General features: G+C 41.1%; 22 protein-coding genes. 4 read left to right on the top strand and 18 right to left on the bottom strand.

Going from position 1 to position 26,232, the window contains the following annotated elements:
* Positions 1-38: 38 nt before the first annotated feature.
* The 6 genes from Ga0466249_RS02645 to Ga0466249_RS02620 all read right to left on the bottom strand — a co-directional run bounded on the left by Ga0466249_RS02645 (position 39) and on the right by Ga0466249_RS02620 (position 5,916).
* The gene (locus Ga0466249_RS02645) at positions 39-863 is read right to left on the bottom strand and encodes a penicillin-binding transpeptidase domain-containing protein (RefSeq protein WP_215827869.1); all 825 of its coding nucleotides are present in this window, start codon (positions 861-863) and stop codon (positions 39-41) included.
* A gap of 441 nt (positions 864-1,304) precedes the next feature.
* Positions 1,305-2,279, bottom strand: a complete 975-nt coding sequence (locus Ga0466249_RS02640) for an asparaginase (protein WP_246588338.1) — start codon at positions 2,277-2,279, stop codon at positions 1,305-1,307.
* Between the two features lie 78 nt (positions 2,280-2,357).
* Positions 2,358-3,521: a glutamate carboxypeptidase gene (locus Ga0466249_RS02635; protein WP_215827868.1), complete on the bottom strand. Its 1,164-nt coding sequence runs from the start codon at positions 3,519-3,521 to the stop codon at positions 2,358-2,360.
* Positions 3,522-3,541: 20 nt separating this feature from the next.
* Positions 3,542-4,003 carry a YjiG family protein gene (locus tag Ga0466249_RS02630; RefSeq protein WP_215827867.1) on the bottom strand — a complete coding sequence of 154 codons (462 nt, stop codon included), beginning with the start codon at positions 4,001-4,003 and terminating at the stop codon, positions 3,542-3,544.
* A gap of 3 nt (positions 4,004-4,006) precedes the next feature.
* Positions 4,007-4,669 (bottom strand): nucleoside recognition domain-containing protein, encoded by a 663-nt coding sequence (locus Ga0466249_RS02625; RefSeq protein WP_215827866.1) that lies wholly within the window; start codon positions 4,667-4,669, stop codon positions 4,007-4,009.
* Between the two features lie 50 nt (positions 4,670-4,719).
* A complete protein-coding gene (locus Ga0466249_RS02620; RefSeq protein WP_215827865.1) occupies positions 4,720-5,916 on the bottom strand; it encodes an amidohydrolase in 1,197 nt (398 codons plus the stop codon).
* A 116-nt stretch (positions 5,917-6,032) separates the two neighbouring features.
* Between Ga0466249_RS02620 and Ga0466249_RS02615 the strand changes: the two genes are divergently transcribed.
* The gene (locus Ga0466249_RS02615; RefSeq protein WP_215827864.1) at positions 6,033-6,911 is read left to right on the top strand and encodes a LysR family transcriptional regulator; all 879 of its coding nucleotides are present in this window, start codon (positions 6,033-6,035) and stop codon (positions 6,909-6,911) included.
* A gap of 13 nt (positions 6,912-6,924) precedes the next feature.
* Here Ga0466249_RS02615 and Ga0466249_RS02610 read toward each other — a convergent pair whose 3' ends face one another.
* From Ga0466249_RS02610 to fliB, 11 genes are all read right to left on the bottom strand, one after another.
* On the bottom strand, positions 6,925-8,289 hold the full coding sequence (locus Ga0466249_RS02610) for a M20/M25/M40 family metallo-hydrolase (protein ID WP_215827863.1): 1,365 nt from the start codon (positions 8,287-8,289) through the stop codon (positions 6,925-6,927).
* 319 nt (positions 8,290-8,608) lie between these two features.
* Positions 8,609-10,273, bottom strand: a complete 1,665-nt coding sequence (locus Ga0466249_RS02605; protein WP_215827862.1) for a M28 family peptidase — start codon at positions 10,271-10,273, stop codon at positions 8,609-8,611.
* Positions 10,274-10,331: 58 nt separating this feature from the next.
* Positions 10,332-11,654 (bottom strand): MFS transporter, encoded by a 1,323-nt coding sequence (locus tag Ga0466249_RS02600; protein WP_215827861.1) that lies wholly within the window; start codon positions 11,652-11,654, stop codon positions 10,332-10,334.
* Positions 11,655-11,735: 81 nt separating this feature from the next.
* Positions 11,736-13,091 carry a M20/M25/M40 family metallo-hydrolase gene (locus Ga0466249_RS02595; protein ID WP_215827860.1) on the bottom strand — a complete coding sequence of 452 codons (1,356 nt, stop codon included), beginning with the start codon at positions 13,089-13,091 and terminating at the stop codon, positions 11,736-11,738.
* A 57-nt stretch (positions 13,092-13,148) separates the two neighbouring features.
* The gene (locus Ga0466249_RS02590) at positions 13,149-14,837 is read right to left on the bottom strand and encodes a M28 family metallopeptidase (RefSeq protein WP_215827859.1); all 1,689 of its coding nucleotides are present in this window, start codon (positions 14,835-14,837) and stop codon (positions 13,149-13,151) included.
* Positions 14,838-15,197: 360 nt separating this feature from the next.
* Positions 15,198-16,100, bottom strand: coding sequence for a LysR family transcriptional regulator (locus Ga0466249_RS02585; protein ID WP_215827858.1), 903 nt, complete (start codon positions 16,098-16,100; stop codon positions 15,198-15,200).
* A 689-nt stretch (positions 16,101-16,789) separates the two neighbouring features.
* The gene (locus Ga0466249_RS02580) at positions 16,790-16,975 is read right to left on the bottom strand and encodes a VOC family protein (protein WP_215827857.1); all 186 of its coding nucleotides are present in this window, start codon (positions 16,973-16,975) and stop codon (positions 16,790-16,792) included.
* A 47-nt stretch (positions 16,976-17,022) separates the two neighbouring features.
* Positions 17,023-17,997: an MBL fold metallo-hydrolase gene (locus Ga0466249_RS02575; protein WP_215827856.1), complete on the bottom strand. Its 975-nt coding sequence runs from the start codon at positions 17,995-17,997 to the stop codon at positions 17,023-17,025.
* 45 nt (positions 17,998-18,042) lie between these two features.
* Positions 18,043-19,080 carry an epoxyqueuosine reductase gene (locus Ga0466249_RS02570; protein ID WP_215827855.1) on the bottom strand — a complete coding sequence of 346 codons (1,038 nt, stop codon included), beginning with the start codon at positions 19,078-19,080 and terminating at the stop codon, positions 18,043-18,045.
* Positions 19,081-19,226: 146 nt separating this feature from the next.
* Positions 19,227-19,577, bottom strand: coding sequence for an ArsR/SmtB family transcription factor (locus tag Ga0466249_RS02565; RefSeq protein WP_215827854.1), 351 nt, complete (start codon positions 19,575-19,577; stop codon positions 19,227-19,229).
* 125 nt (positions 19,578-19,702) lie between these two features.
* The gene (gene fliB / locus Ga0466249_RS02560; protein WP_215827853.1) at positions 19,703-20,656 is read right to left on the bottom strand and encodes a flagellin lysine-N-methylase; all 954 of its coding nucleotides are present in this window, start codon (positions 20,654-20,656) and stop codon (positions 19,703-19,705) included.
* 608 nt (positions 20,657-21,264) lie between these two features.
* Between fliB and Ga0466249_RS02555 the strand changes: the two genes are divergently transcribed.
* Genes Ga0466249_RS02555 through Ga0466249_RS02545 form a run of 3 tightly spaced genes read left to right on the top strand, consistent with a single transcriptional unit; the run spans position 21,265 to position 24,358 of the window.
* The gene (locus tag Ga0466249_RS02555) at positions 21,265-21,516 is read left to right on the top strand and encodes a (2Fe-2S) ferredoxin domain-containing protein (protein ID WP_215827852.1); all 252 of its coding nucleotides are present in this window, start codon (positions 21,265-21,267) and stop codon (positions 21,514-21,516) included.
* The gene (locus tag Ga0466249_RS02550; RefSeq protein ID WP_215827851.1) at positions 21,513-23,207 is read left to right on the top strand and encodes a [Fe-Fe] hydrogenase large subunit C-terminal domain-containing protein; all 1,695 of its coding nucleotides are present in this window, start codon (positions 21,513-21,515) and stop codon (positions 23,205-23,207) included. The genes Ga0466249_RS02555 and Ga0466249_RS02550 overlap by 4 nt, the downstream gene beginning before the upstream one ends.
* Positions 23,207-24,358, top strand: coding sequence for a SpoIIE family protein phosphatase (locus Ga0466249_RS02545; protein ID WP_215827850.1), 1,152 nt, complete (start codon positions 23,207-23,209; stop codon positions 24,356-24,358). Before Ga0466249_RS02550 ends, Ga0466249_RS02545 begins: the two co-directional genes overlap by 1 nt.
* Positions 24,359-24,513: 155 nt before the next feature.
* Here the strand turns inward: Ga0466249_RS02545 and Ga0466249_RS02540 are convergent, their stop codons facing one another.
* Complete coding sequence (locus Ga0466249_RS02540; protein ID WP_215827849.1) at positions 24,514-26,232, bottom strand: NADH-dependent [FeFe] hydrogenase, group A6; 1,719 nt, start codon at positions 26,230-26,232, stop codon at positions 24,514-24,516.

Genomic DNA, 26,232 nt, shown 5'->3' with positions numbered 1-26,232 from the left:
CCCGAATGCACGGTGCATTAACGAACTGGTCGACCTGGTTAATGATCTATCAGATCGCGTTGTTCACTTAGGTCTTTTAAAACTAATTTCGTAATCTCTCTGGCCTTTCCGCCAGTTGCGTCATCCGATGCTTGAATGTTGGTAGCAAAGAAATAGCGATGTCCCTGTTTTTCGACACAGCCTACAAACCAACCCAATAGGTATTTGCCATCTTGCAGCCCCGATCCGGTTTTCCCCATTAATCGCACACCATTATCTTCTGACAAAGTAATATTCCTTTTTACTATTTCCACATTTTTTGCAGAAAACGGTAATTTCCCAGAGTATAGCCGGTGCAACAGGTCAACTTGCTCCCTAGCTGAAATTTGCAATGAAGATCGCAGCCAGAACGTGGCCAATCCCCCTGAAATATCCCGGTTTCCGTAATCTAGTTTATTGAGATATGCCTGCATTCTCTCGGATCCTATCCGGGATGCAAGTTTTTTAAAATACCAGACAACAGAATCTTGCGTAGCGGAAGCCAATGTTTGGTCGTGTTTCCAAGCTGGAAAGGGGTATTGCGTTCCATCCCATTGGACCAGGGTGTATACATCTTCCTGATCCAATACGCCGGTTTCTAACCCAATAAGTGAATTATAAATTTTAAAGGTCGAGCATGGTGATAATCGTTTTACACTTTGAGGTTCGTTGAATACTATGTACTGGTCGTTATCCTCATCGTACATAACAAATGTACCAGTGGTAACTCCCCCAAAATATTTCTCTAATTCATCCTTTTTTACAAGTTCGGCTGCATTGGCGGTAGCCGTAAAACTAAAACCAACAAGGACACCTATTAGCAATACTAAAATCCATCTACCCATTTAAAACATCTCCTCAAATAGACTTTCTTACTCGTTATTAAGATTACATATGTAATCTTAATGCATATATTACGCATGTAATCTTTATTTGTCAATACAGCTATGACATTTAAAACAAATTTATTTAGGATCACAACTAAAGGGACGAGAAATTTCTTAAATGTAAGCAGTGCAGCTATCCTTCTTAAATTGACCGCCAAGGAATAGCTTGGCTTGCATACTCATACTTTTAGACCATACCCTCGGGGCATGGTCTAATCCTGGAAATGTTTCGTCTCGTCATTATGATGGGGACAATCTTTACATTACAAAACCGTCACGATCCTTGTTATAACTAATTTTACTCTCATCAATTTTGTATACAGAAGCACTGACTAGTATAATTTCCTCCACATGATTCAACTTTAGCGTATCAAGTACCCATTGAATTTTTTTGCTTGCTTATGCATCAAAATATTCTTTGATTTTTGCAACATCACCTGTCATACCAAGGGACAACATCAATTTTATTCTTGCTTTTTGCCCGGTTATTTCACCGGCCAAAATAATATTCGCCTCCTTCATGGAGCTTGCACTCCCCGAGTAACTATATGCATTTACAACTCGCCCTGCATGGACTCTTGTCGCTAACACAACTGGAATATCATTTTTTCTTGCCATTTCAATTCCATTTTTCACTGCTAACGGCACATTGCCACAGCCAAAGGCTTCAACTACGATACCTTTTGCCTTTTTTTTGACCAGACAACGAAAGAAAAAATCATCCATGCCTGCAACAACTTTTAGTAAATGTACATCATCGACAAGAGTAGCCGGTTGAATCTTCTGCAAGTATAGCGAATGTCGCTTGATCACTACTTTATCAGGATATACGCGTCCAACTGGCCCCCAAGCCGGCGATTCGAACGTGTTTGTATTTGTTGAATGCGTTTTGGTTACTTCCAGTGCTGCATGTATTTCGTCATTTAACACAACGAGAACTCCTTGATTATACGCTTCATCACATGCTGCAGTTTTTACCGCGGCTAAAATATTACCAGGTCCATCAGGGCTGGTCTGTGATGCCCCTCGCATCGCACCCGTTATACAAACGGGTTTTTGCGTATGTACCGTTAAGTCCAGCAAATAGGCCGTTTCTTCTAAAGTATCCGTCCCATGAGTAATAACAATCCCAGCTATCGCTTTTTTCTGTGCGTATTGATCTACTGTTTTTGAAAGTTCAAACATTGATTTTGGCGTAATATACCCACTTGGTACATTAGAAAATTCAACAACTTCAACCTGAGCAACCTCTTTCAATGCAGGTACCGCCTCAACTAAGTCCGCTCCATTTACCGCTGGAATTAACCCGTCTGTCGCTGCATCATATTTCATTGCAATAGTTCCGCCTGTCGTGATAACAATTACCTTTTTCAAATGAACTCATCCCTTTAATGCTTACAATAGTTTTCTATTTCTTCTTCCAGTAATTCACTTTCGTTATTCTTATAACCACTATTTACCTGCACCCAAACGCATAAGCATTTTAGTCAATAAATACATTCTCGGTACTACGCTGTCTAATTTTGTACATTCATGTTCAGTATGATTTTTTCCACCTTTGACCGGTCCTAAGCCATCAATTGCAATCGCTCCGGCTGAGGCCGCCCAGTTTGCATCGGAAGCGCCGCCAGCACCAACCGCTATGAGCTTTTTGCCTAACTCGCTGTAGATTTCCTGCGCGAGCCGTACAAGGTCATCGGTTCCCGGATTTTTTGAAAAGGGAGGATTGCCCCGCGTAATGCTTACCTTTACAGTTGTGTCGGGGATTGCTTTTTGCTCAGCTATTTTTTCAGCGGCTACTTCAATTCGGTCAAGCTCCTCTGGGTATAACGTTCGTATATCGGCTTGCGCCATGGCATAATCAGGAATAACATTCACTCTGTCGCCGCTTTTAATTGTCGTAAAGTTAAGAGTTGTCAATTTTTCCGGATTTTCTAAGGTACTGAGTTGCTGAATTTGATGCAGAATTTCCATAATGGCATTCCGCCCATTTTCTGGATTGCTGCCAGCATGAGAAGTCTTTCCAAAGACTTCAAGCTGCATTTGCGCAGAACCCTTACGCCACATCACGACGCCGTCACCCACCTGGCCAGATTCCATACATAGAACATAATCGTGCTCGTGGGCCAGTTTTTTTATAATATGTCGGGAATGTGGAGAGGTTGTTTCCTCATCGCAATTAAATAAACAGGTAATTTTGCCATAATCATGATATTTTAGATTTTTTAGCTGCTTCATTGCAGAGAGAAACAACACAATACTTCCCTTACAGTCAGATACTCCCGGCCCATATACCCAATCGTCCTGAATACGAAATGGACGTTTGGCGACCGTTCCTACAGGAAATACAGTATCCATATGTGCCATAGCCAAAATCTTACCTTTGCCCTGACCCTCAAAGGTTCCCACAACATGCGAGCCTCCCGTAGCGTCCTCCACCGGAATAATCTCAATAGATGCGCCAAGCGCCTTCAGCTGTTCAGCCACAATCGCCACTACTTGGTTAATGCCTTCACCGTAGCCTGTGCCTGTATCTATATTAACGAGCCTTTCCCATAAGGCAACAAAGTCTTGCTGCGTTTTTTCACATGCTGCATATAATAATTGATCTTTCATTCTTTTACCCCTTCTCTATGTTAGAATGTTTTTGCAAAAAAGCTCATGATCGTCATAGCAAGAATACCATTGACGATAGTCATCCCGAACAAAAGTCCGTAATATTTAGTTTTCACGCCGGATGTTCCTAATACCCGCCCTAGATTCTGCAATTGGCCGCCAGCGGCAAAAATAACTGGCAGCAAAATAGTAGCATCTTTGGTATTAACAACCCCATCACTTAATAAACTGGCCAATACACCTACTGCGCCTCCCTGCGACATCAGGGCCGTTACAGTCACCATAATTGCCTGGCCTGGCAGCCCCCAAAGGCCCATGACCGGCTCGCAAATATTTCCAATAAAACTCATAGCACCTGTTACTTGTAATATTTTAATGAGGGTAAACGCAAATATAACATTGGGCATTAAACCTTTTATAGCGATGTCCCAACCTTTGCGAGCCCCTTCAACAAACATTTCAACGACATTCATTCTTCCCATACGTTATGCTTCCTCCGTATAAAATTTATTGATAATAAGCCGTGTAACATTGGCGGCAAAAACTTTCAGAAACAAAACTAAAGCTAATGGTATGACAATGGGTACTAAAACACTGGCAAATACCATACTGCCCAGAGTTAGGTAATTATTGATAACAGCACATCCGGAAAACTGAAACTGAACAAAAATTGCCCGTTCTTTTTCAGTAATCAGACCTTCATCAAATAAGTTCTTAGTCATGCCTGCACCGGCATCTGTGCTTTGCAGACTGGTGATAAGAGCCAAACTTACACATCCCGGCAAACCCATCAGCGGCCTGAGCAACGGTGTTAATAGTCTTTGCGCCACTTTGAGGCCGCCGGTGTGCTCAACAACAGAAACAATACCCATAGCGAGCATGATACCGGGAACAAGACTGAATGCCAGTAGAAAGCCTTCCCGTGCCCCGCTGCCTCCTGCCCCCATAAAAGTTGCTGTAGCGGCATTTTTCATCGTACCAAATTTTCCACTTAGTGTAACAAAATCAAAGGCCGTACTCCAGCCATGCGCGTTGTTCAAAAAGCCGGAAAAAATAACGATGGCCAAAAGAAGTGTGATAACACCTGCAATTGAAATTCGCTCCTTAGAATTTTCTCCTGTGACCTTTTGAATATTTTTCTCTTCCATAATTATTCCCCCTCCACAAATCTTCGCTAATATTTTGCTGCTATCGCTGCTCAGCCTAGCTTGGCTTTTCCATGATGAAACTCAGCTTTAATCTTTGCTAAGATTTCACTGTTTTCAATTAAGTCTAGAACTGTCAGGCCCAGTATTTTAGCTCCGGTTACTAATGCCTCGTTTGCGTCTGCCGATAGCCCTTTGTCCGCCCACTCTTTACTATGAGCCGCAATACCTTTGTCAATAAAGCCAACCCGTATGCAAGAACCAGGCACGTAAAACATTACGGAGGCAAAGTCAGTGGAACCTGTTTTTTCTCTTGGCGGCGCAATAGAACTTGCGTGTATCAATTCAGCATTTTTCATTAATAGCTCATTCAATGATAAAACCGGAATTTTACTTAGACTGCCTCCAAGTTTTTCAATTTCATAACTGGTATCCGTCATCAAGGCCGCACCATCTAAGATATGTATAACCCGTTTAAATACACCTTCCAAATAAACACTGTCATAGGAACGTACCTCCAGCTGGGCTACAGCCTTATCGGGTATCACATTGGTTAACTGACCCCCTTCTGTAATAATCCCGTGAATGCGCGTATCGTCACGTACATGGCCACGTAGAAAACTTAATCCGTTAAATGCCAGCATAATAGCTTCTAAGGCACTACGGCCTCTTTCAGGAGCAATGGCTGAATGAGCAGAAATCCCCTTAAATGTGACGGCAAATTCGGTGCGCGCCATAGAATGAATATCCGTTGTCGTGCTATCCGAGGCATGCATCATCAGAGCAACATCAAGATGTTTAAATGCCCCGTTCTCAAGCATAATGTTTTTGCCACCATTAGAACATTCTTCGCCGGGTGTCCCAACAACTTCTAGAACATAATCAAAATCGGTTAATACATTTTTCACTGCAATGGCAGCCCCAGCAATACAGGGCCCTTGCAAATGATGACCACACGCATGTCCTATATTTTTCAAGGCATCGTACTCACATAATAAGCCAATGTGTGGGCCACCGTTTCCCTGCTGATATACTGCTTTAAAAGCGGTTGGCAGGCCAGCATAGCCTCTTTCTACATTAAACCCATTTTCGCTTAAAAATCTGCTCAATAAATCGGCTGCTTGCTGTTCTTGAAAACCAATTTCCGGATGTTGAAAAATAAAATTGCTGAGTGCAAATAGTTTATTCTGCAAGTTTTCGATTGACGCTATAATTTGTTCTTTCATGTGATTAGATTGATTACTTGGCATATACTTACCGTCCTCCTTGTGTCATATCAAATCATATTTAAACTACTCAGACTGGCCCAACGCTCAAATTAGCGGTATAATGATTTGAATAATCGGATGCGTATGGGAGAAGAAATATGAACGATAAAGATTGGCTTATTTTAAAGACACTCAATGAAGCAGGAAACCTAACCAAAGCAGCAGAGTATCTCTATGTATCCCAGCCTGCTCTTACTTATCGTCTGCACTGTATAGAAAAGGAATTTGGTATTAAAATTTTTGAACGCTATCCTCGAGGTATATCCCTGACCAAGAATGGAGAATATCTAGTTCGTTATGCGGAAAACATGCTAATCGAGCAACAAAAGATAAAAAAGATCTTGCAAAATGGCGAATTACCTGTGGAAGGAAATCTAAAACTGGGTATCTCTACGGTTTTTGCCAAATTCAAATTTGCACCGTTATTAAAACAATACAAAAAAAGATTTTCGCATGTAAATATTTCACTAAAAACAGGTTCCAGCACACTTTTACTTCCCTATCTATTAGAAAAGGATGAGATTGATCTTGCTATTCTGCGCGGAGACCTAGATTGGCCGGAGGAAAAACATATCATTCTGGAAGAACCTTGGTGTCTCGTCTATCCCCGTCCACTTGAGTTTAAAGAACTTCCGGACATTCCCTGGATATTAGACGAAACATCCAAAATTACAAAAGCAGATGAACAATTTCATCTCTGGTGGAAAGAACAATTTGGTTCACCTCCGCCAACACCAATTTGGGTCAATTCCATAGAAGCCAGTATTCAACTTATTTCAAACGAGCTAGGCTGGGGGATAATTCCTAAAATTTATTTGTCAAAATCAAATTCCTTATTCGCTTCTCCCTTATACTTTAAAAACGGCACCCCACTATTACGCAAGACCATTATGATTTATAAAAAAGAAGTGCTAAAACAATCACAAATAAGGACATTTGTTGATTTAGTCATGAAACAAATGTCACGTACGTGGTAATCCTAACGTGAATTTAGGAATTAGGCACCTGATATTGCTTCATCTGATAGAGAAAGGCAATAATATGCTTTACGGCTTGACAATAATCTCTAATGACTAAATTCTCATTCGGTGCGTGGTTTAGAGCGCCGGGATATCCCGGCCCAATGCCTATGATGGGCATATCTGTCCAATCGCTGAATACATAGCGCGGTCCGGTTCCTGCTGCACACGGCTCAATAATAAACGGTTTATCATATACAAGGTTTCCCGCTTCCCTGGCAATCTTGACAACCGAATCGGTTATCGGAGTCTTGGATGGTTTTGTCGTACTATGTGGAACAATTTCGATATCATTAAACCCGTGCTCATCAAGATGCTTTCTTAAAAGACCAAGAATTTCGTAAGGGTCTTGATCCACAACTAGACGAAAATCCAGTTTCGCCATGGCATAGCAAGGAAGTACCGTTTTTGATCCCTGCCCAGTATAACCAGATGAAATACCACACACAGTACAGGTAGGTGCATTTAAAAACTTATTGGCAAAATCGATACCTCGCACCCCATTTAATAGTTCTTTTATTTGGGCGCGTTCCCGGATTTTTTCTTCTTGTCCTGCCATAGCTCCTAAAACGGTGTATTCTTCTTCTGGAACAGACCTTACATTATCATAAAACCCTTTTATAAGAATTTTTTCATTAACATCTTTTAAGGTTGACAAAGCCCAAATTAGCCGCCAGGCAGCATTGGGAATGATGGGGGCAAATCGTGAGTGATAATCGGTAGCAGCCGCTTTCACTCGTAATTCCACATAGAGCATTCCTTTATTTCCCAATCGAATGACCGGATGATCATTTTCAGCTTTATGAGCGTTCTCCCATACGCAAACATCGGCTTGTAAAAGTTCTTTATTTGCTAAAACAAAAGTCTCGAGATTTGGACTACCGATTTCTTCTTCGCCTTCAATAAGAAATTTCACATTTATCGGTAACTTCTCAGCAATACCCAAGATGGTTTCAATGGCATGCAGTCGTGTATATAAAGGACCTTTATTGTCTGAAACACCACGGGCAAAAATTTTACCATCCCTGATTTCCGGCTCAAATGGCGGGCTAATCCATTGTTCCAATGGCTCGGGCGGCTGTACATCGTAGTGGTCATAGAAAAGAACTGTTTTATCAGAAGTACCCTTTATTTCACCATAAATCACATCATTTCCGTTTTTTACAGGCATCTTTCGCGTTTTAATCCCAATAGAATTCATTTTCGCCATAATCATGTCGGCTGTCTCGTTCATCCCTATATTCTGAGCAGCAATACTAGGCTGTCGGCAAATCTCAATGACGTCCTGCAGCATATGATTCAGGTTTTGATCGACTTTTTTAAAAAGCTCTTTCACGCTAACACATCCTTAGTAGAATCATTAGGTCAAATATATGTAAATAAATTGTTGGAATTTTAAATCATTATAAAACAATTACTTTGAAATAAAAAATACAAATATTTTATCTATGCACTATAAAATTCTTTAATGGGACACTCGAACAGACTTATAGCAAGATTAATCTAGATTCAAGAAATAGCAGGGGCCAAGATGGTCCCTGCTATTTCACTAGATCTGCATGAAATCGTATGTTATGCATTTAGTGCCAATATACGTCTTAATTAGCTTTGTGCTCTGGCACTGTAGCATAGAATCCACCATAAATCTTTTTTATCTAGCCCTTAACAATCTCGATTGCCTGCTCTAATGCATATGCCACATAGTTGCGACGCCGCACCAATTCTGTTAAAAGCAAATTTCTTTTATGGATATCAGCTGATGCCAATTCCTTTATCCCCGCTAAGGAAGGAACCGGTAATTGGGGAATGGCCGGATCATTCTCAAAAAGCTTGCCCTGAGTATAGTTAAGCGGAACTAAGATCCTTCCAATTTTCAGCAAAACATCATTGAATTTTTCTATTTCACTGCTATCAGCATCCAATTTGGGCATAGCTTCGTACAAATAATCCACCTCTGCTTTTAACAGGTTGACGCGCTCTATAGGCAGACTAAGGTCGAAATCTTTACCAGCTTGATTTTGCCAATCAATTAAAATCGATTTAACTTCCTCAACAGCCGCTCTAAAGTCAAGTGGAATCACAATGCTTGTACAAAAGTTCATGATAATTGCCGCAAAAATTCGTCCATCTCGCAAAAGATTGTTCGAATCAATCTTATCCATGGTGTCAAACGGCGTATGCCACCACCATCCCAGCTCCAAGTCATTGCTTCCCGGCGTTACCTTAATCCGGGAAAAGGACGCTAAAGCTGCTGTAGCTCCCGTCCCCCAAAAAGACTGGTCGGCAAAACGATTATAACGCCGATCTTTAAACTCCCCGCCGGTTATTTTCCGAACCGCTTCCACAACCACCGCTTTGGCTTCCGGCATGATCGCACTTTCGAAATGATCAGCTCCTTTAAAGCCTAAAACATCAATATTTATGCTTACGCAACAGTTTTTGTGCAAATCTTCCCAAAAATTATCGGCATACCAAGCAGAACCTGCATACCGACCATGGGAATGGCCGGAAAAGAAAACCAGTCTTAAGCTACGTTTTAGCGTACCGACGTTTTCCAGAGCGATTCTACCGACCTCCATCATAATCGAATTAGCAGCAGCATTGTCTGTTGCACCATAATACCAAGAATCAACATGACCTGAAAACATGACAAATTGGTCAGGATGGCACTTACTTTCAATGTCAACCACTAACAAAGGAATCTTGCGCCACTCCGTTTGTACACAGGTTTTAAGAACCGCCATATTTTTACCTGCGGCAATCAGCTTTTTAATCTGTTCACCGGCAGCCAAATCAACGGAAATTGCCGGTATTTGTGGAAGCTGATCCACATTATGAATGGATGGAGAACCCCACACATTTGAAATACACATTTCATGAATATGAGGACCCGAAATAAAAACCACCCCACAGGCTCCAAGCTCCTGCGCCGCAGCTACCCGTTCCCCTGTAGCAAGACCGTCAACCATTACCAGTTTGCCGCGTATCTCTTCTTCCCTAGCCTTCTTTAAATTATCACAATACACGACTTCGGCCTGTAGACCAGCTTCGTCTGTTGATGGAGACATAGAATGTCCCCGACAGGAAAACTCGACATCGTTCATAGCGAAGGAAGCTGAAATTGGCAGACTTATAAAGGCATTATGCCGTATAAGCGTTACTTTTGCACCCAAATTGGCAAGCTTTTCTTTTATATAAAGAAAAGCTTTTACCTCTTCTTCCGAGCCGGCCAACCGCTCCCATTTAGAAATATTCGCAGCATAATCCATCAGATTTTTTTCGGATACATGCAGCTGATACAAATCATCCATTGTGCTCATAATCTCTCTCCTTCCAGTAAACCTGCATTCCTACTAAAATGCATTCATTAACAAAAATTTAATATTTTTTCCAAGCCAAAACTAAAGCGGACGACATACCGATGAGGGCCATGCCCACCAATAAATATAAAGCTCCAGAAAATCCCCCCGTTATACTGATAACTAAACCAATAAGCGTCGGCACGAGCGCGGAAACACCGATACCTATACCACTTGAAATACCAGTTCCCAAAGAGATAACCCGGTCCGGTAAAAATTGCTGCAGCATGGAAAAACTTAAAGGCACACTCATAATCTGTAAACCCAACCCCATACAAATAAACAATGCCGCCACATAATTATTGCTGACAACAGCACCAAAGTAGATGCCGATAGCCGCTCCCAAACCGCCTATAACACAGAACGGAGCGCGTTTTCCAACTCGGTCAGATGCCCAACCAGCAAAGGCCTTACATAAAATGCCTAGAACAAAAGGCATAGAGGATAATACGCCCATTTCCGTCCAGGAAAAACCCCTGGCCGATTTTAGATAAGTTGGTAGCCACGTAATCAACCCCCAATAAATGCAGTTATTCATGGAAGATATAATGGTAACAAGCCAAATACGATAATCACTGGCAACCAACTTTATCCTTGTCCACAAAGATTCAACGGGATCATTGCCGTCAATCTGCAGCCGAGATTCTTTTGCTAACCCCTGTTCAATATGCTGTAGTTCCAGGGCATTGACTTTTTTGTGCTCTTGCGGCGTATCCGCAGTATAAAACCAAAGTAAATATAAAGGAAGCAATCCTAGAAACATGCAGAACAAAAAACTGGTATGCCAAGCATAATGAGCAACAAGCCAGGCGAAAAAAGGCATGGCAATAGCAGGCGCAAAAGAAGAACCAATCGACCAACAGGCATTGGCTTTGCCTCTTTCCTGCGGTGGAAACCACCTTTTAACATAAGTACTCTGCAGTGGAAAATGGATTCCTTCGCCGATTCCCAGCAAAACGCGAGAAACAATCATAATGGCGAAGGTCGGAGCGATTCCCCCGATGAACATAGAAAGTATCCATATAATAACCGCTGCACAGATTGATTTTCGCTGGCCCCAATAATCCCCGATGGCACTTAAAAATACATTACTGAATCCATAGGCAATCAAGAAAGAGCTCATCAGAAGTCCGATCTGAACAGGCTGACCTTTAATACCCATATCGTTAAGAAATGCATCACTTGCCACGATTACTGAGATATTTACTCGATCGACATAAGCAACAAATAATGTAATAAACAGAATGACCAATAACAAAAATCTTTGTCGGGATGGTTTTTCATCCTTTAACCCTGTAGCAGCGTGCATACTTTCATGTGAATTAGAAATTTGATTCGACATTTTCTGCGCCTCCCTTTTTCTTTAAAGATTCATTCAAAATTATCCTTGGTTAGTCTCTTACTGATATTGGTAGCTGTATAGCTATTTTTTCTCCTCACCGATTGCTTTAATGACTCTGCAGGTAAGTTCAATACCTTTCAGATACTCCTTGATTGTCAGATGCTCATTGGGGGCGTGATTGTTAGAATCAGCATCAGACCATCTCACTTGAATCGCCGGAAGCCGCAAAATATTCGTCCACAAATAATCAGGAGCAGTCGACGGTCGACAGGAATAGACAACATAATCGCCATAAACCTCTTTGGTAACCTCCTCAATAATGGGAACATATTTGTTGTCAAGTGGGGTTTTTGACGGCTCAACAGCACTTTCTTTAATGACTTCAACATTGTCATATCCTAGTACTCGGATGTACTTTTGTATTTTGTTGAAAATATCATCAGGCATTTGGCCCATAACCAGTCTAATATCAAGATTGGCCACAGCCTTATTTGTTACGACACCGGCCCCATCTCCCGAATGAAGAAAAGATACGTTAAACGTCGGCGTTGTATTGAGCTGTACATAATAACTTGAATCATCCGGATACCGAGGTACCACCCCAAAGAGTTGTTCCATTTCTTTTTCAACGTTGGGCAAGGCGTTCATTATTTGGATTTCCTGTTCGGTCGGTTGAAGAATATGGTCGTAAAACCCAGGTACGTGAACCTGACCGTCACTTTTCAATTTATGCAACAGTTCAACCATTTCCCATGCGGCACTTGGGAGCACTGGTGCATATCTCGAGTGCGCGTCCTTGCTAATCGTCTTAAGAACCAATTGAATACTGAGCAGTCCCTTGGCTCCCAAAGCAATAATCGGCAGATTTTTTTCATTTTTGGGCCCGTCACTGAAAAACACCAAATCAGCTGCCAACATATCTCTGTACTCATCCAAAAATTCCGGCAATCCCTTACTTCCCGACTCCTCACAGCCTTCAAATATAAATTTTAAATTCACAGGCAGTTCACCGTATTCTTTTATCCAAAATTCAACAGCCTCAAGGTGTGCCATTAAAGGCGATTTATTATCGGCAGTTCCTCTGCCGTAGACCGCTCCGTCCAATATGACAGGCTCAAATGGCATGGTTTTCCAAAGTTCCATATTTCCAACAGGCTGAACATCATAATGAGCGTAAATCAAAATGGTTTTTTTATCGGGATCATCTCCATATTTACCGTAGATAACAGGGTATGGCTTAGCTGGATACGTATTGACGCTAAGCCCTATGGACTTCATTTTTACGACAACCATGCGGCAGCATTCCTCAACGCCCTCGCCCGTCGCACTAATGCTCGGCTGCGCAACAAGGTCAACCCAATCCTTCAGCATTCTTTCTTTTTCACGCTTTATATAGCAGGCTATTTTTTGATTAAAATCATCTTTACATATTTGCATACAATCCTCCCCAAATCGATTTTCAAGAAAAAATCTTTAATCTGTTTGCAATGAGTGTTAATCAAAATAGTTCTTAACTACTTCGAGAGCTTCGCTCAGGCTATTCGTTACGAAATTCCTCTTGTGCACAAGTTCTACGATAATCTCTTTTGCTTCATCGCCGTTTTCCGGTGTCTTTATTAAATCATCAATTAATTTTAATGATGGCATTGGTGACAGAGGAATTCCCGTATCATTTTCATAGATATTTCCTGTGGTATAGTTGAGTGGAATTAAAATCCGACCAAGCTTCATAATCGTTGTATTAAATCGATTTACATCCTTTGGTTCTGCCTCGTACAGCTTTTTACAGCAGGCAACAAGTTCACAAGCCTTGGCAAGCGGCAGACTGAGGTCAAACTTGCTGTCTGCTTTTTTTTGCCAGTAATCCACAAGGCTTTCAATCTCGATCGCTGTCTTATGAAAGTTAAGTGGTATGACTTCGCTTATTGCAAAACACATTACAAATGATGTGAATATCTTGGCATCCCTTAAGAAAAACTCAGGTTCAATCTTGTCCAACAGATCATCCGCCGTATGCCACCACCAGCCAAAATCAAAGGCTCCTGATCTAGTCTGAGAAAGCCTGTCCTCGGGATTTTCCGGTCTGGGCTGCTTGGAAAAAGAGGAGAAAGCACTCGTTACACCGTGAATATAGTAAGACTGGTCACCGTTTCTGCCACATCTGCCACCGTTAAAATCAGCACCGGCATGCGTTTTGATAAAGTCAACCGCCACATCCCTGGCTTCAGGCATAATAATCGATCTTGTCAGATCGGTGGCACCAACTCCACCGATGATATCAGCATTTACGTTAATTACGCAATTTTCATGCAAATCCTGCCAATAATGATCCGCATGCCATGCTGAACCGGCATATCTGCCATGGGAATGTCCGGAATAGAAAACAAACTTTATGTTTCGCTTTAAATGTTCTTTGTGCTCCATAGCTACCTTGGCAACCTCGATCTGTACCGCGTTGGCCGTACCGTTGTCTGTTGCACCATAATACCAGGAATCAACATGCCCCGAGAACATCACATACTTATCAGTTCTCTTTGCAGCCTTGACTTCAGCAATTAAGAGTGGAATCTTTCTCCATCCCGTATCGACAGCAGTGCTCATATATGCCTGCGATGAAATTGCCGCCGCTTTACGGATGATTTCGGCATCTTTGTCATTTACCGATACATAGGGTATGTTTGGAATTAAATCTTTAGTATAAAGAGAAGGAGAACCCCAGGCATTGGATATAATTTTCTCGTGAATGCGATCACCCGTACAACCGATTATACCTTTTGCTCCCAGCTTCCACGCCCTATAAATCTTTGCGAAATCCGCAGTTCCTCCAATCATGACAATATTGTGTCGGCATTTCTCTTCGCTTATCACTTCTATGCTTTCACAATATACGAGTTTTCCTGTTATCCCTTCCTCAGGAGTACTTATAGCCATGGACGCCGTATGACAATGGATTTCTTCGCCATTTATTAAAAGCTTAGCCGATATGGGAAGACTGATATAGGCATCATGTAAAATCAGTTCTGTTGTAAGACCGATATCCTTTAATTTCTTTTCAATGTAGTAAAAGGCTTCTAATTCTGCTTTGGTCCCTGACAGTCTTTCCCACTTGCATATTTCTTTGACATTTTCTATTAAGCGATCAAGTGAAACATTAAAATTAATATAGCGTTCAATATTCTTCATAAGCCATACCTCCAAAAATTTTATTGAAAGATCTAATTTTAGGTACAACTAAAGAAGGCTGTGGCTACAATGGCTTTAAAACAAAGTAGCAGCCCTCTACGCAAACATTGCGATGATTATTCTTTTACTAAACTCAGGCACTAGCCTGCAGACCGTGCAATAATATTTATAAACCAGCATGGTTGTTAAATATATAATATCACCCTAAAGAATAATAATGTAGTAAGCAGATTTTTATATTGATTATAAAAAATCCTTATAGTTTAATGCAGTACATTAAACCATAAGGATTAGCCGGATTCTTCTAATATATAACTATAAGTCTACCATTGTTTGTTTTTTCATACAAGAAATTGCCCGCTAGCCGTCATAAATAATCTGAGCCATTTTTATAAAATCTCTCATAAATTTAGGGATATAAGCATCTTTTCTATGACACAAATAAAAATTATGCGCACGTTCCCTACGTTCTATATAACAAAAAAAAGATTTTTCTTTTATCACGGTTGTCTCATCATGTAAAGTTCCTGGATATAGAGAAACAAAATTACAGGAAATTGCCAATCGGCATGCCAATTCTATGCTATGAGTCTCAAGTATGATCTTAGGATTGATATTGAAGTTTTTAAAAAGTTCTTCTTGTGTCTTTCTAAAACCATAACCTTCATATACCGAAACAAATTTTTCATTTTTTGCCTCTTGCAGACTGATCGTAGAGCCTTGGGGAATTCTTTTGGCAAGGTCGGTTTCCAACCCGCCAAATAAAATAATATTATCTTTATTTAAATAGACGTATTCCAGGGCATCATTCTTATTCTCGGTCCTTACAAAAGCTAAATCCGCCTGTTCATTGATTACAGCTTCGCTCAATGTACCTTTAGTGTCCTCAATAATTTCAACTTCTACCAATGGCCACGCAGCCAAATAAACAGGCAGTACCTTCGGCAACAAGGATGCCGCCCGATGAGGAGCGATGGCAATTTTCATGCAGCCTCGTGTTTCACCGTTAATTTCATCAATTTCCAAAAGCAGATTGTCCCTGACATCCAAAATCTTTTTAATAGAATCAACAATTATCTTCCCTGCAAAGGTTAAAGAAATCGGGCTGGTGTGCCTGTTAAAAATCCTAGTATTCAGCTCCCGCTCAACAGCCTGAATTTTTTGGCTAAGCAGCGGTTGGGACATATAAAGCTTTTTAGCGGTATTAGAAATATTACCATTCTTAAGAACCTCTAGAATGTATTCCATTTGCTCAACATCCATCCAGTCCACCCCTAACTTGCCATTAATATACGTTATCATATAAGTGATGCCTTACAGATAAGCACCTTAAAAACTACTAATTAAATTTGTGTCAACTTTATCAGCATTTCCCGTTAGAGGTGATACGGTTCTCCCCGATTAATCTTATACGAGATATTACTTTATTGTGTACGGTAATACTATACTTTAAACTTGTTTAGCAATTTGTTACGATAGTACACTAAGTAACCGTTCATGCAAACACTTCTTTTGAATTCTATCTGTACAAGACTATGAATAACTTATTTACATAACGCTCCTGTCTCATACATTCCCCCCAATAATAGTTTGATATTTCAAACTATTATCGATATAATGTTACTTTCCTAGTAACAATGTGAATAGCAATAAATATTAAGCTAGATTGAATCCATGCTATACTTTCACAAACAATCTGCTTTAACGTATCTATATTTCTTAAATTAATTTCAAGGACCCGATTCATTATATTCTTCCATACTTCTACACGAAATACCTCTATAAATTCGTGCAAAAATGTATTTTTGTGTAAATAATGTCGCCTCCGCGCGCTGGCACTGATATAAGCAAAAGTACCTTTCTTAAAAAACTGATAGATAAAAGAAACGAAACAAGGGCGCTATTATTTCGCCTTTGTTTCGTTTCTTTATTGTCAAATGAAAGCCACGCGCCTAACTCCATTGCTGGTAACTACATGTCTCAATTAATGCGCTATTTCCATCTGGAAACATTTGTCTTTGCCCCATATCAATAATATTTAATTTTTGGCTAAATACGCCCTCATAGAACACTTTACCTCTCTCCATATCAATTACAGGGATCTCGAACCAAACTACTGGATTGCCCGTTTTACTCATATGTAGCACTCCTAAAATTCTGTTTACCTTGTTATCCATATCGTAAGTCAACGGTCAGCCTGGAAAACTAATGTAGTACCAACATTGTTTGGTATAAACGCTTCCGGCATTGCTTGGGCAATTTGGTGAATAGCAGACCAGCCAGTACAGTGTCCGGGCATCAAATAGGTTGGATTAATTTTTTGTAATTCAGCAATTGTCTCGGGAATAATTTTTTCAAATATCCCACCCGTTAAGTGAAAGCCTCCTAATACGGTATAAACTTGTTGGCAATGAGTCAGTGCTTGAGCATAGCGGATTGAATTGATAACTCCAGCATGACAGCAACCTGTAATTACAACCAAGCCCCTTCCCCGGACATTTACAATAACGCACTGATCATCCAATACTAACGGATCATTTTCCCATTGGCCGTTACGTTTCGTGTAGTGGATCGGAAATCCTGTTTCAAAATCAGTAGTCCGGTCAACTTGGCCAGAAACAAGAATCATATCATCAACTAAAAGAGTTGGATCAATTTTTTTAACGAAAACAATTTTATCCTGTTGTAAATCAGTTAACTTAGGAGCTGAAACATTAGTTTCATACCCACCTGGCATGATTACCTTTCTCTCTAATAAAGCATCGGGATGCAATATAAGCGGTATCTGATGTGGCCCTAATTTATCAATCAACTCAGGTAACCCCGTAGTATGATCCAGGTGGCCATGACTGAGTATAATCGCTTGCATATCATTAACGTTAATTCCCATGACACTCATGTTATGCAAGGTACCACCGGGACTCACCCCTGTATCATATAATACAGCGCCTTGTTTATTTCCGCATTTGACTTGAATCATTGCTGAAAATCCATGTTCTGCTACAATTGTCGAAAAACCATCATTTGAAATAAGTGGGCCTTTAGAAATATCAAATCTATGTACGATTTCATTACTTGTCATAAATGCGTCTGTTGTATTATCCATGATTATCGTAATTTTAACCTCATCGATTTCTAATAATGGAATGTTTTTTCCCATAACATTATTCACACCTGCTCATCAATTTTAATTATCATTTTCTTTCTAAATATCCGATTTTGCGCAAGCCCACTTAGCGATCTCTCTTACTTTTTCGTGTTCATCATCACAAGCGCTTTTTAGATATTTTACGTATTTAGCTTCGAAATTATTTGCCATTGCAATAATAGAATTAACTTTCCATTTCCAAAGATTTTTTTCCCTGATATACCAAAATTTTGGTTGGATGATTTCTCTAAAAATTTTATCGTCCATATTAAATACATTTTCTAAAGACATATACTCAGCTATTTTTTTTACATCCGGAAAATCTTCTTCCTCACTTAAGCAATTTTTATTCATGGGGCAAACATCTTGACAGGCGTCGCAACCATAAATACAGCCGCCTATTTTTTCTCTTAACTTCTCCGGCGGTAAATCATCGGCAATGCTGGTTAAGAAAGTTATACACTTATATGCATTCACAGCATAAGGCTTTAAAGCTTTGGTTTTACAGGCATCTTGGCATTTAGTGCAACCATCAGGGCAGAATTTTAGAGAAGGAGTATTTATTAATTCCATTTCTTTATCAACCAGCCAGCTGTCCATAATCACCCAAGAACCACTTTTTTGGGTATAGAACAGGCTGTTTTTCCTAATAATTCCAAGTCCCGCTTTTTGCGCCGCCGACTTGTAGGCAGTTGTTCCAAAGCCTACTGAATCTCTAAAAGCCTTTAGCCCTAAACTATTTAAATAATTATCAAACAAAATCCTATTATTATACTCTTCCGTATTCTTATCCTTCCTTGTATCAAACCAATAATGTTTGCCAATCTGGCTGCTAATATGATCAAGTCTGTATTGGCCATACCGGCTAACGCAAATAATGATTGATTTGGCCCATTCATGGGATTCTTGAGGTACGGCATATAGAGAGAGCAGCGTTTTATACAAAGATTTCAATTCCGGAAAAAGTTTAACATTTTCATTAAGCCTTTCGGCATAGCCTTTCATTTCGTCTACTTTGATTATGCCGCAGGCTTCATAGCCTAATTCCAAAGCTTTCTTTTTAATTAATTCTTCGATATTATTAACATTTATCATAATAATTTTTCTTCCTCCAATAGCATATTTATCCAAAATTTATTAAATAATATCATATCAGTGTTTTTATTCGCTATAGCCTCTCGGTGAGGAGCTATATCATAAGAATATAAGCATACACTTATAGTTAAGACGCAATATTTCGTTTATTGACACTTGTTATTATAAGGACATTTATCACAAGAGAAATCATATTGGCATTTCTCAAAGGCCTTTTTAAACAGTTCATCTATATCCTTTTTGTATTCATTCAATACATCCAAATTAATTGTATAGAAGACTCTAAAACCTCTTCGGTTTTCCTCAAGAATTCCAATATTCTTTAAAATCTTTATGTGTTGAGACGCAGCAGGTTGAGAAACGCCAAGTTGTTGAGCCACATCAGTAACGCAAAAGACTTCATTAACATTTGAAGCAAGCATTTTTATTATTTTTAGTCTTTTCTCGTCCCCGAGAGATTTAAGGACTTCGGCCATGGTCTTCAAATGATTTATCATTAATATACCTCTTAACTATAAGTATATAGTTATTATCTTATAATCATAATATATTGTCAAGTTCCGCCAATGATTTTTTTCCTAGAAAATAAACAGTACCCCAAAATTGATTACATGCCATTATATCAGCATTTGATCTGCTGCAATAGCGCACGACGATTATGACCATATTGGAATTCCACATCCCTTATTGCCTTTTCCGTAAATTCCATATCAGTGATCTCATCTATTGCCTGCTTGCGAATGCTCTCAATATACCGCCAGATATGCTCCAGTATCAACAAGCTGCGCCGCAAGCCATAAGTATAAAAAGGTTTTTTGAAGACAAAGTTAACGAGAAAGTGTTCGAGCAAAATATCGGGTGTATAGCAGTCCGTTCGTACCGGCTCTAGCGCATCATCTAGCAAATCATAGTTATGGTAAAGCAGACTGGTAAGATTGCGGTTAAAATGTTCATCATGTTTTAGTGTCATGACTGCGTCGATTGTCGCCTGCATTAGATTTAAGCGTTCAACAATTGTCATTCCCCGACACTGCAAAATATCAATAAAATGTTGCTCCAATTCAAAATAATGACGTAGTGGTGAAAATAAAGGCTGCTGGCTGGGATAAACATCCACAGCATAGGCGCTGGGAGTAAAATCCAATAGTGCATGATCAGAACGAATAATCGTCAATGGCTCAATACGGCTAACCATCTTTAACACCGACGGGCAGCTGAAGCTAAGTGTTAGTTCTATACCACGAGCAGTATTCATAGGATAACGGGGAAAGATCTGGCAAACAGCATCTAGATGGCTATGGCCTGCTTGCTGCTGCAATCTGCACAGATTGTCAGCAGTAAGAAACCAGCACCCTCCACCTGGCCTCTTGGCAATATACGCATATTCTTCTAGACTTTTTCGCCCTTGAAGTGGAACAAAAGCTCGCTGAAACTCAGCTTGCGCCCCTACCTTCAAAAACAACTCGGCGTTACGCTGATAACTCTCCTCATCAACAGTTACCTGCCAATCATTACGACAGCATTTACCGCAAGCCCTACAAGAAAATTTCAAGGCTACATCCATATATATATACATCAAATACTCCACCTTGATTTAGTTATAGATAAAGATCGCGTTAGCGACTGCGTTCGGCAACCCCGATACTGATGGTAACAAAGAGCTAGCCCTTCCCCCCCAGTTACGTTTTGGAGTACCGAGGCCACAAGACGCAGTACATCATCGCCGGCGGCGATAAAGGCGCTGCCCAGATGTGACTGATACTTTAATTGCCTTAATAAAATCAAAAACATAAGACCATAGGTCAAAATAGCCGGTTGCGGAATAGCTGTAAAAAACAGAGGTTCCGCTAAGTTTTAGATATTATATTATACCAATTTCGACATCTTTTGTCATTACAGATATCGGCGAGCGATACCACTCCGAGGGGATTCGGCAAATCTGATAAGCCATGGAAGGGTATATAAATCTTTCTAAAGGCTTCATTGGCTTGTCGCCCTCATAATGCTCTTTACCTCCTCCACAAAATCAAATTTGACAAGGGTGAATTATTAAGAGCAGGGAATTGCTAATTTACTATAGAATTAGATCTTATTACAGATTCATTCGCATGGTTTTTCCTATAATATACAGGATGTAAAAATGCTGATCATGTGAAAAAAATAACAATCAATAAGAGAGGTATTATGACTCACATATCAATCTGCGTTGGGAGTGCTTGCCACCTTCGGGGGGCACAAGACGTATTGCTTGCTTTTATTAACTTAATTGAAAAATACCAAGTAGCAGGAAAAATTGATTTAGAAGGAAACTTCTGTCGGGGACAATGTACTAAAGGAGTAGTCATAAAAATTAATGACGAGATCATTACTAACGTGACCAAAGAAAGAGTTTATGATATTTTTCGTGAAAAAGTGCTGGAAGGTGATTTTTCATGAGGATCATAGTAACCCAGCAAGCGAATTGCCAGGATTGCCATCGCTGTATGCGCAATTGCCCTGTGAAAGCGATTGGCATCGAAAAGGGTCAGGCCCATGTAATTGAAGATAAATGTATTTTATGTGGCAATTGCGTGGTGGAATGCCCACAAAAAGCCAAGCAAGTCGAAGACCAGATTGCCAAGGTGAAGGAAATTATCAGTTCTAACCGGCGAGCGATCTTAAGTCTAGCCCCCTCTTTTATCGCGTCTTTCTCTGAATATAGTCCCGAGCAGCTATGGGAAAGATTGCTGGGGCTAGGATTTAGTGCGGTGGAAGAAACTGCGGTAGGTGCCGAGGCCGTATCACAGGTTTACTCGCAATTGCTACAAATGACCGATAAGCCTGTGATTTCTGCGTGTTGTCCGGTGATTGTGAATACCATAAAAAAATATTATCCTCAGTTAATCGGCAATTTGGCCCCAGTCATGTCACCCATGCAGGTCCATGCCCGAATGTTAAAAGAGCGTTTTGATAAAGATGTAGTAGTCGTTTTTGCTGGACCTTGCATTGCCAAGATCGCCGAACAGGATGAACCTTGCAGCCAAGTCGACGCAGTAATTACCTTTGAACAGCTAAAACATTGGCTTGCCGAACAGGATAACCGGTTGCCTGGCGTCAACACACTGCAGACAAAAAGGGCGTCGAGAAGATCACGTTACTATCCAGTGGCTGGTGGGGTTTTGAAATCTTTTACGCGTAGCGAACAAACCGCTACTAATATTATTGCTGTCGATGGACTGGACAAATGCATGACGGTCTTTGACGCGTTAGGCCGTAAAGAAATTGCTCCCCGGTTTATTGAAGCACTTGCTTGTAGCGGTGGCTGTATCGACGGTCCGGCGTGCGGCACCGACAAATGCTCGCCTGCAAAAAGGCTGAAGGTTTTAGAATTTGCCGTCAGTGGACATGTTTCGGCGTGGCAGAACACGCCGGACACGTTTGGTTTCCAGCGCGAGCATACCGCTAAGCCTTTTAAAGAAAACATGCCATCGGAGAAACAAATACGTCAGGTGCTTCAACAAACGGGAAAGAATACCAGACAAGATGAGAAAAATTGCGGTGCCTGTGGTTTTAACTCTTGCAGAGAAAAGGCGATTGCCGTATGCCAGGGCTTGACAACTATCGACACTTGTGTGCCCTATATGCGCTTGAAAGCTGAATCCTTTGCTAATATCATAGTGGATAACTCATTGAACGCAATTATTGTGGTCAATGATAAGCTGCTGATTCAGGAATTTAACCCGGCGGCGGAAAAGATATTCGATCACCGAAAGGAAAACGTCAAAGGCCGAAATTTGGCTGAATTTATGAATTGTTCTAGTATTGTAAGCGCTGCTCAAGCAGGCCAGAAAGTCATTGATCGGCGAGTAAGAGTGACCACCAGCGGAGTGGTAACCAATCAAGTAATCATTCCCGTTAATGAGCATAATCTTATCCTCATTTTCATGACGGATATTACCATCCAGGAAAAGCATTCTCGCGAATTAGAACAGATGAAACACCAAACAGTGGAAAAAGCGTCCGAAATCATCAACAAACAAATGCAAGTAGCCCAAGAAATTGCCGGGTTACTTGGAGAGACGACTGCAGAAACGAAAGCGGCCTTGTTTGAACTTATCGGATTACTGAAGGCGAAGGAGGAAAACTGATGCACCGACTACATGCGGAGGTGGCTGTAGCGCAGTTATCCAAATCCGGCGAGGAATTATGCGGAGATAAGGTAGAAGTAAGCCAAGTCGGCGATACAACCACTATTGTAGTTTCCGACGGTCTGGGCAGCGGCGTCAAAGCGAATATACTTGCAACCTTAACGACGAAAATAGCGTCTTCGCTGCTCAAACACGGTATACCTTTGGAAGAGGTAGTCAATACTATCGCCCAAACACTACCCGTTTGCCGTGAACGGAAAATCGCCTATTCCACTCTCCATATTGTAAAACTGCACATTGACGGTAAAACCACAGTTGTAGAATATGACAGCCCGGCATCTTTTTTGTTACGTAACGGCCATGTGATCCCATTTCCAACTCATGAAAAGGTTGTTGCAGGTAAAACTGTCAGAGAAGGTTATCTCGCGTTACAGGAAAATGATTTTATCATCATTGTAAGTGACGGCGTGATTCATGCAGGCATTGGAGGTTTGCTAAAACTGGGATGGAGTTGGCAGGGCATATCCAACCAGCTTGCCTTGAACTATTCAAGTCGTTGTAATGCGTCTGAAGTAGCCGAAGGAATTTTAAACTGCTGCAACGGGTACTATCTTGGTCGACCGGGAGACGATTCGACAGTCGTTGCAGTGAAGCTTCGCCGTCAGAGGCAGCTCACTTTATTTACTGGTCCGCCTGTTGATAAATTCATGGATGAACGAGTGGTAAATAGATTTTTGCAAGTGCCTGGAAAAAAGGTGGTTTCCGGTGGGACTACTGCAAATATTGTGGGACGAATTACTGGCAAATCAGTGAAGGTAGATTTGTCCAACCTTGACCCGGAAGTGCCGCCGACAGCTAAGATTGAAGGAATAGATTTAGTAACCGAGGGAGTATTGACCTTAACAGCGGTGATTGAGCGTTTAGATGACAGGCGCAGGTTAAGCGACATGTCATTTCAGGATGGAGCAACTCTGATGGCGCGTCTTATGTTGGAAGCGGATAAGATTGATATTTTAGCCGGTATGGCGGTGAATCCTGCGCATCAAAACCCAATTCTTCCTTCGCAGATAAATATCAAGAATCATGTTTTGGATAAGTTATGTACCAAACTGGAATCGATCGGCAAACAAGTTACCTTAGAAAAGTTCTGACTGAGTAAGCGTCCTTCAGGACGCTCCTTTTATAACATTTATAGAAAACCGTCAAGGCCCTTCCAGAAATTTTTTTGCAACAGCCGCAAAAATTTATCTTTCAGACTTTGACGGTTTTTCTTTTAATATATTAACCAAAAGTAAAATGTTCGTCTTTAAAATTTATTTTGTGCATGGTAGTGGGTATGAAGTAATTTATGGGATTTCGCACTTAAGGGTTTTTCCAGAAATTCACGATAAACTTTCTGAATTGATGGGTTCTCATGAGATTTACGCAAGCTCATGTCACGGTCACATTCATAAATGGCTGCCATTCGCTGTTTTCTAATTTTCTCAGATACTGGATACGGCTGTCCGCCACCACCAATGCAGCCGCCGGGACAAGCCATGATTTCGATAAAATGGTAATTTACTTCACCACTACGGATCTTTTCCATAACCATTCTGGCTTTAGCCAAGGAATGGACGACAGCCACTTTTACCGTTAAATCGCCAATGGGAATAACCGCTTCTTTAATCCCCTCAAGACCCCGGACCTCATGATATTCCAACTGAGATAACTCTTTTCCTGTAAGCACTTCGGCCACAGTCCTAAGCGCCGCCTCCATTACACCACCCGTGGCACCGAAAATAATCGCTGCGCCTGTTGACTCGCCAAGTGGATCATCAAAACTTTCGCTAGGCAGTTGCTCAAAATCGATGCCTGCCTCTTTAATCATTCGGCCTAGTTCGCGGGTTGTGAGAACAAAATCAACATCCTGATAGCCGCTGGCATTCATTTCAGGCCGAGCTGCCTCAGCCTTTTTGGCAGTACAAGGCATGATTGCAACAGAAACAATGTCAGCTGGATTAATACCGGACTTTTCAGCATAATAGGTTTTTACCAGCGCGCCAAACATTTGCATCGGTGACTTAGCTGTTGACAGATGCTCAAGCAAATCCGGGTAGTTTTGCTCGATAAAATTTACCCACCCGGGGCTGCAGGAGGTAATCATCGGCAAGGTTCCTCCCTGAGTAATACGTTGAATTAATTCATGTCCTTCTTCCATAATAGTCAAATCAGCACCAAAGTCAGTGTCAAAAACCTTAGTAAAACCTAGCCGCCTGAGCGCAGCTACCATTTTGCCTGTAACAATACTTGCTGTCGGAAGTCCGAGTGCTTCACCCAAAGCGACACGCACGCTTGGTGCAGTTTGCACAACGACACATTTAACTGGATCGCCCAAAGCTTTCCAAACATCTCTTGTATCGTCCTTTTCTACGATTGCCGCTGTTGGGCACACTGTAGCGCACTGTCCGCAAAGCGTACAAGCCACATCGCCAAGTCCCTGCTGAAAGGCAGGAGCAACAGTTGTATTAAAACCACGATTAACAAAGCTATAAACATGAACACCTTGCCGATCACCGCACACCCTGACACATCGGCCACATTTAATACATTTAGTCTGATCTCGTACAAGTGAAGGATTACTTTTGTCAAGTGGGTATTCGGTGCGCTCACCCTCATAAGGTAGATCGCGAATTCCCAATTCCGCAGCAATTGTCTGTAACTCACAATGTAAGTTTTTCTGACAGGATAAACAATCGGTTGGATGATTGGCTAATAGTAATTCTACCACGGTCCGCCTGGCTTCTCTCACATTGGGAGTGTTCGTGTGAACGACCATGCCCTCGTTAACGGGATAAACGCAGGAAGCCGCAAGCGAACGCGCTCCTTGAACTTCCACCATACAGATCCGACAGGCACCAGCCGGTCGAAGTTCAGGATGATAGCATAAGGTAGGAATCTTTATTCCCAGCTGCTGAGAAGCTTCGAGTATCGTAGAACCGTTTGGAACTTGAACTTTAAGTCCATCTATGGTTAAATTGACCAT

The sequence above is a fragment of the Pelorhabdus rhamnosifermentans genome, from assembly GCF_018835585.1.
Taxonomy (GTDB): Bacteria; Bacillota; Negativicutes; order UMGS1260; family UMGS1260; genus Pelorhabdus; species Pelorhabdus rhamnosifermentans.
Note: the sequence above shows the minus strand (reverse complement) of the source record. Positions and strands in the feature narration are given on the sequence as shown.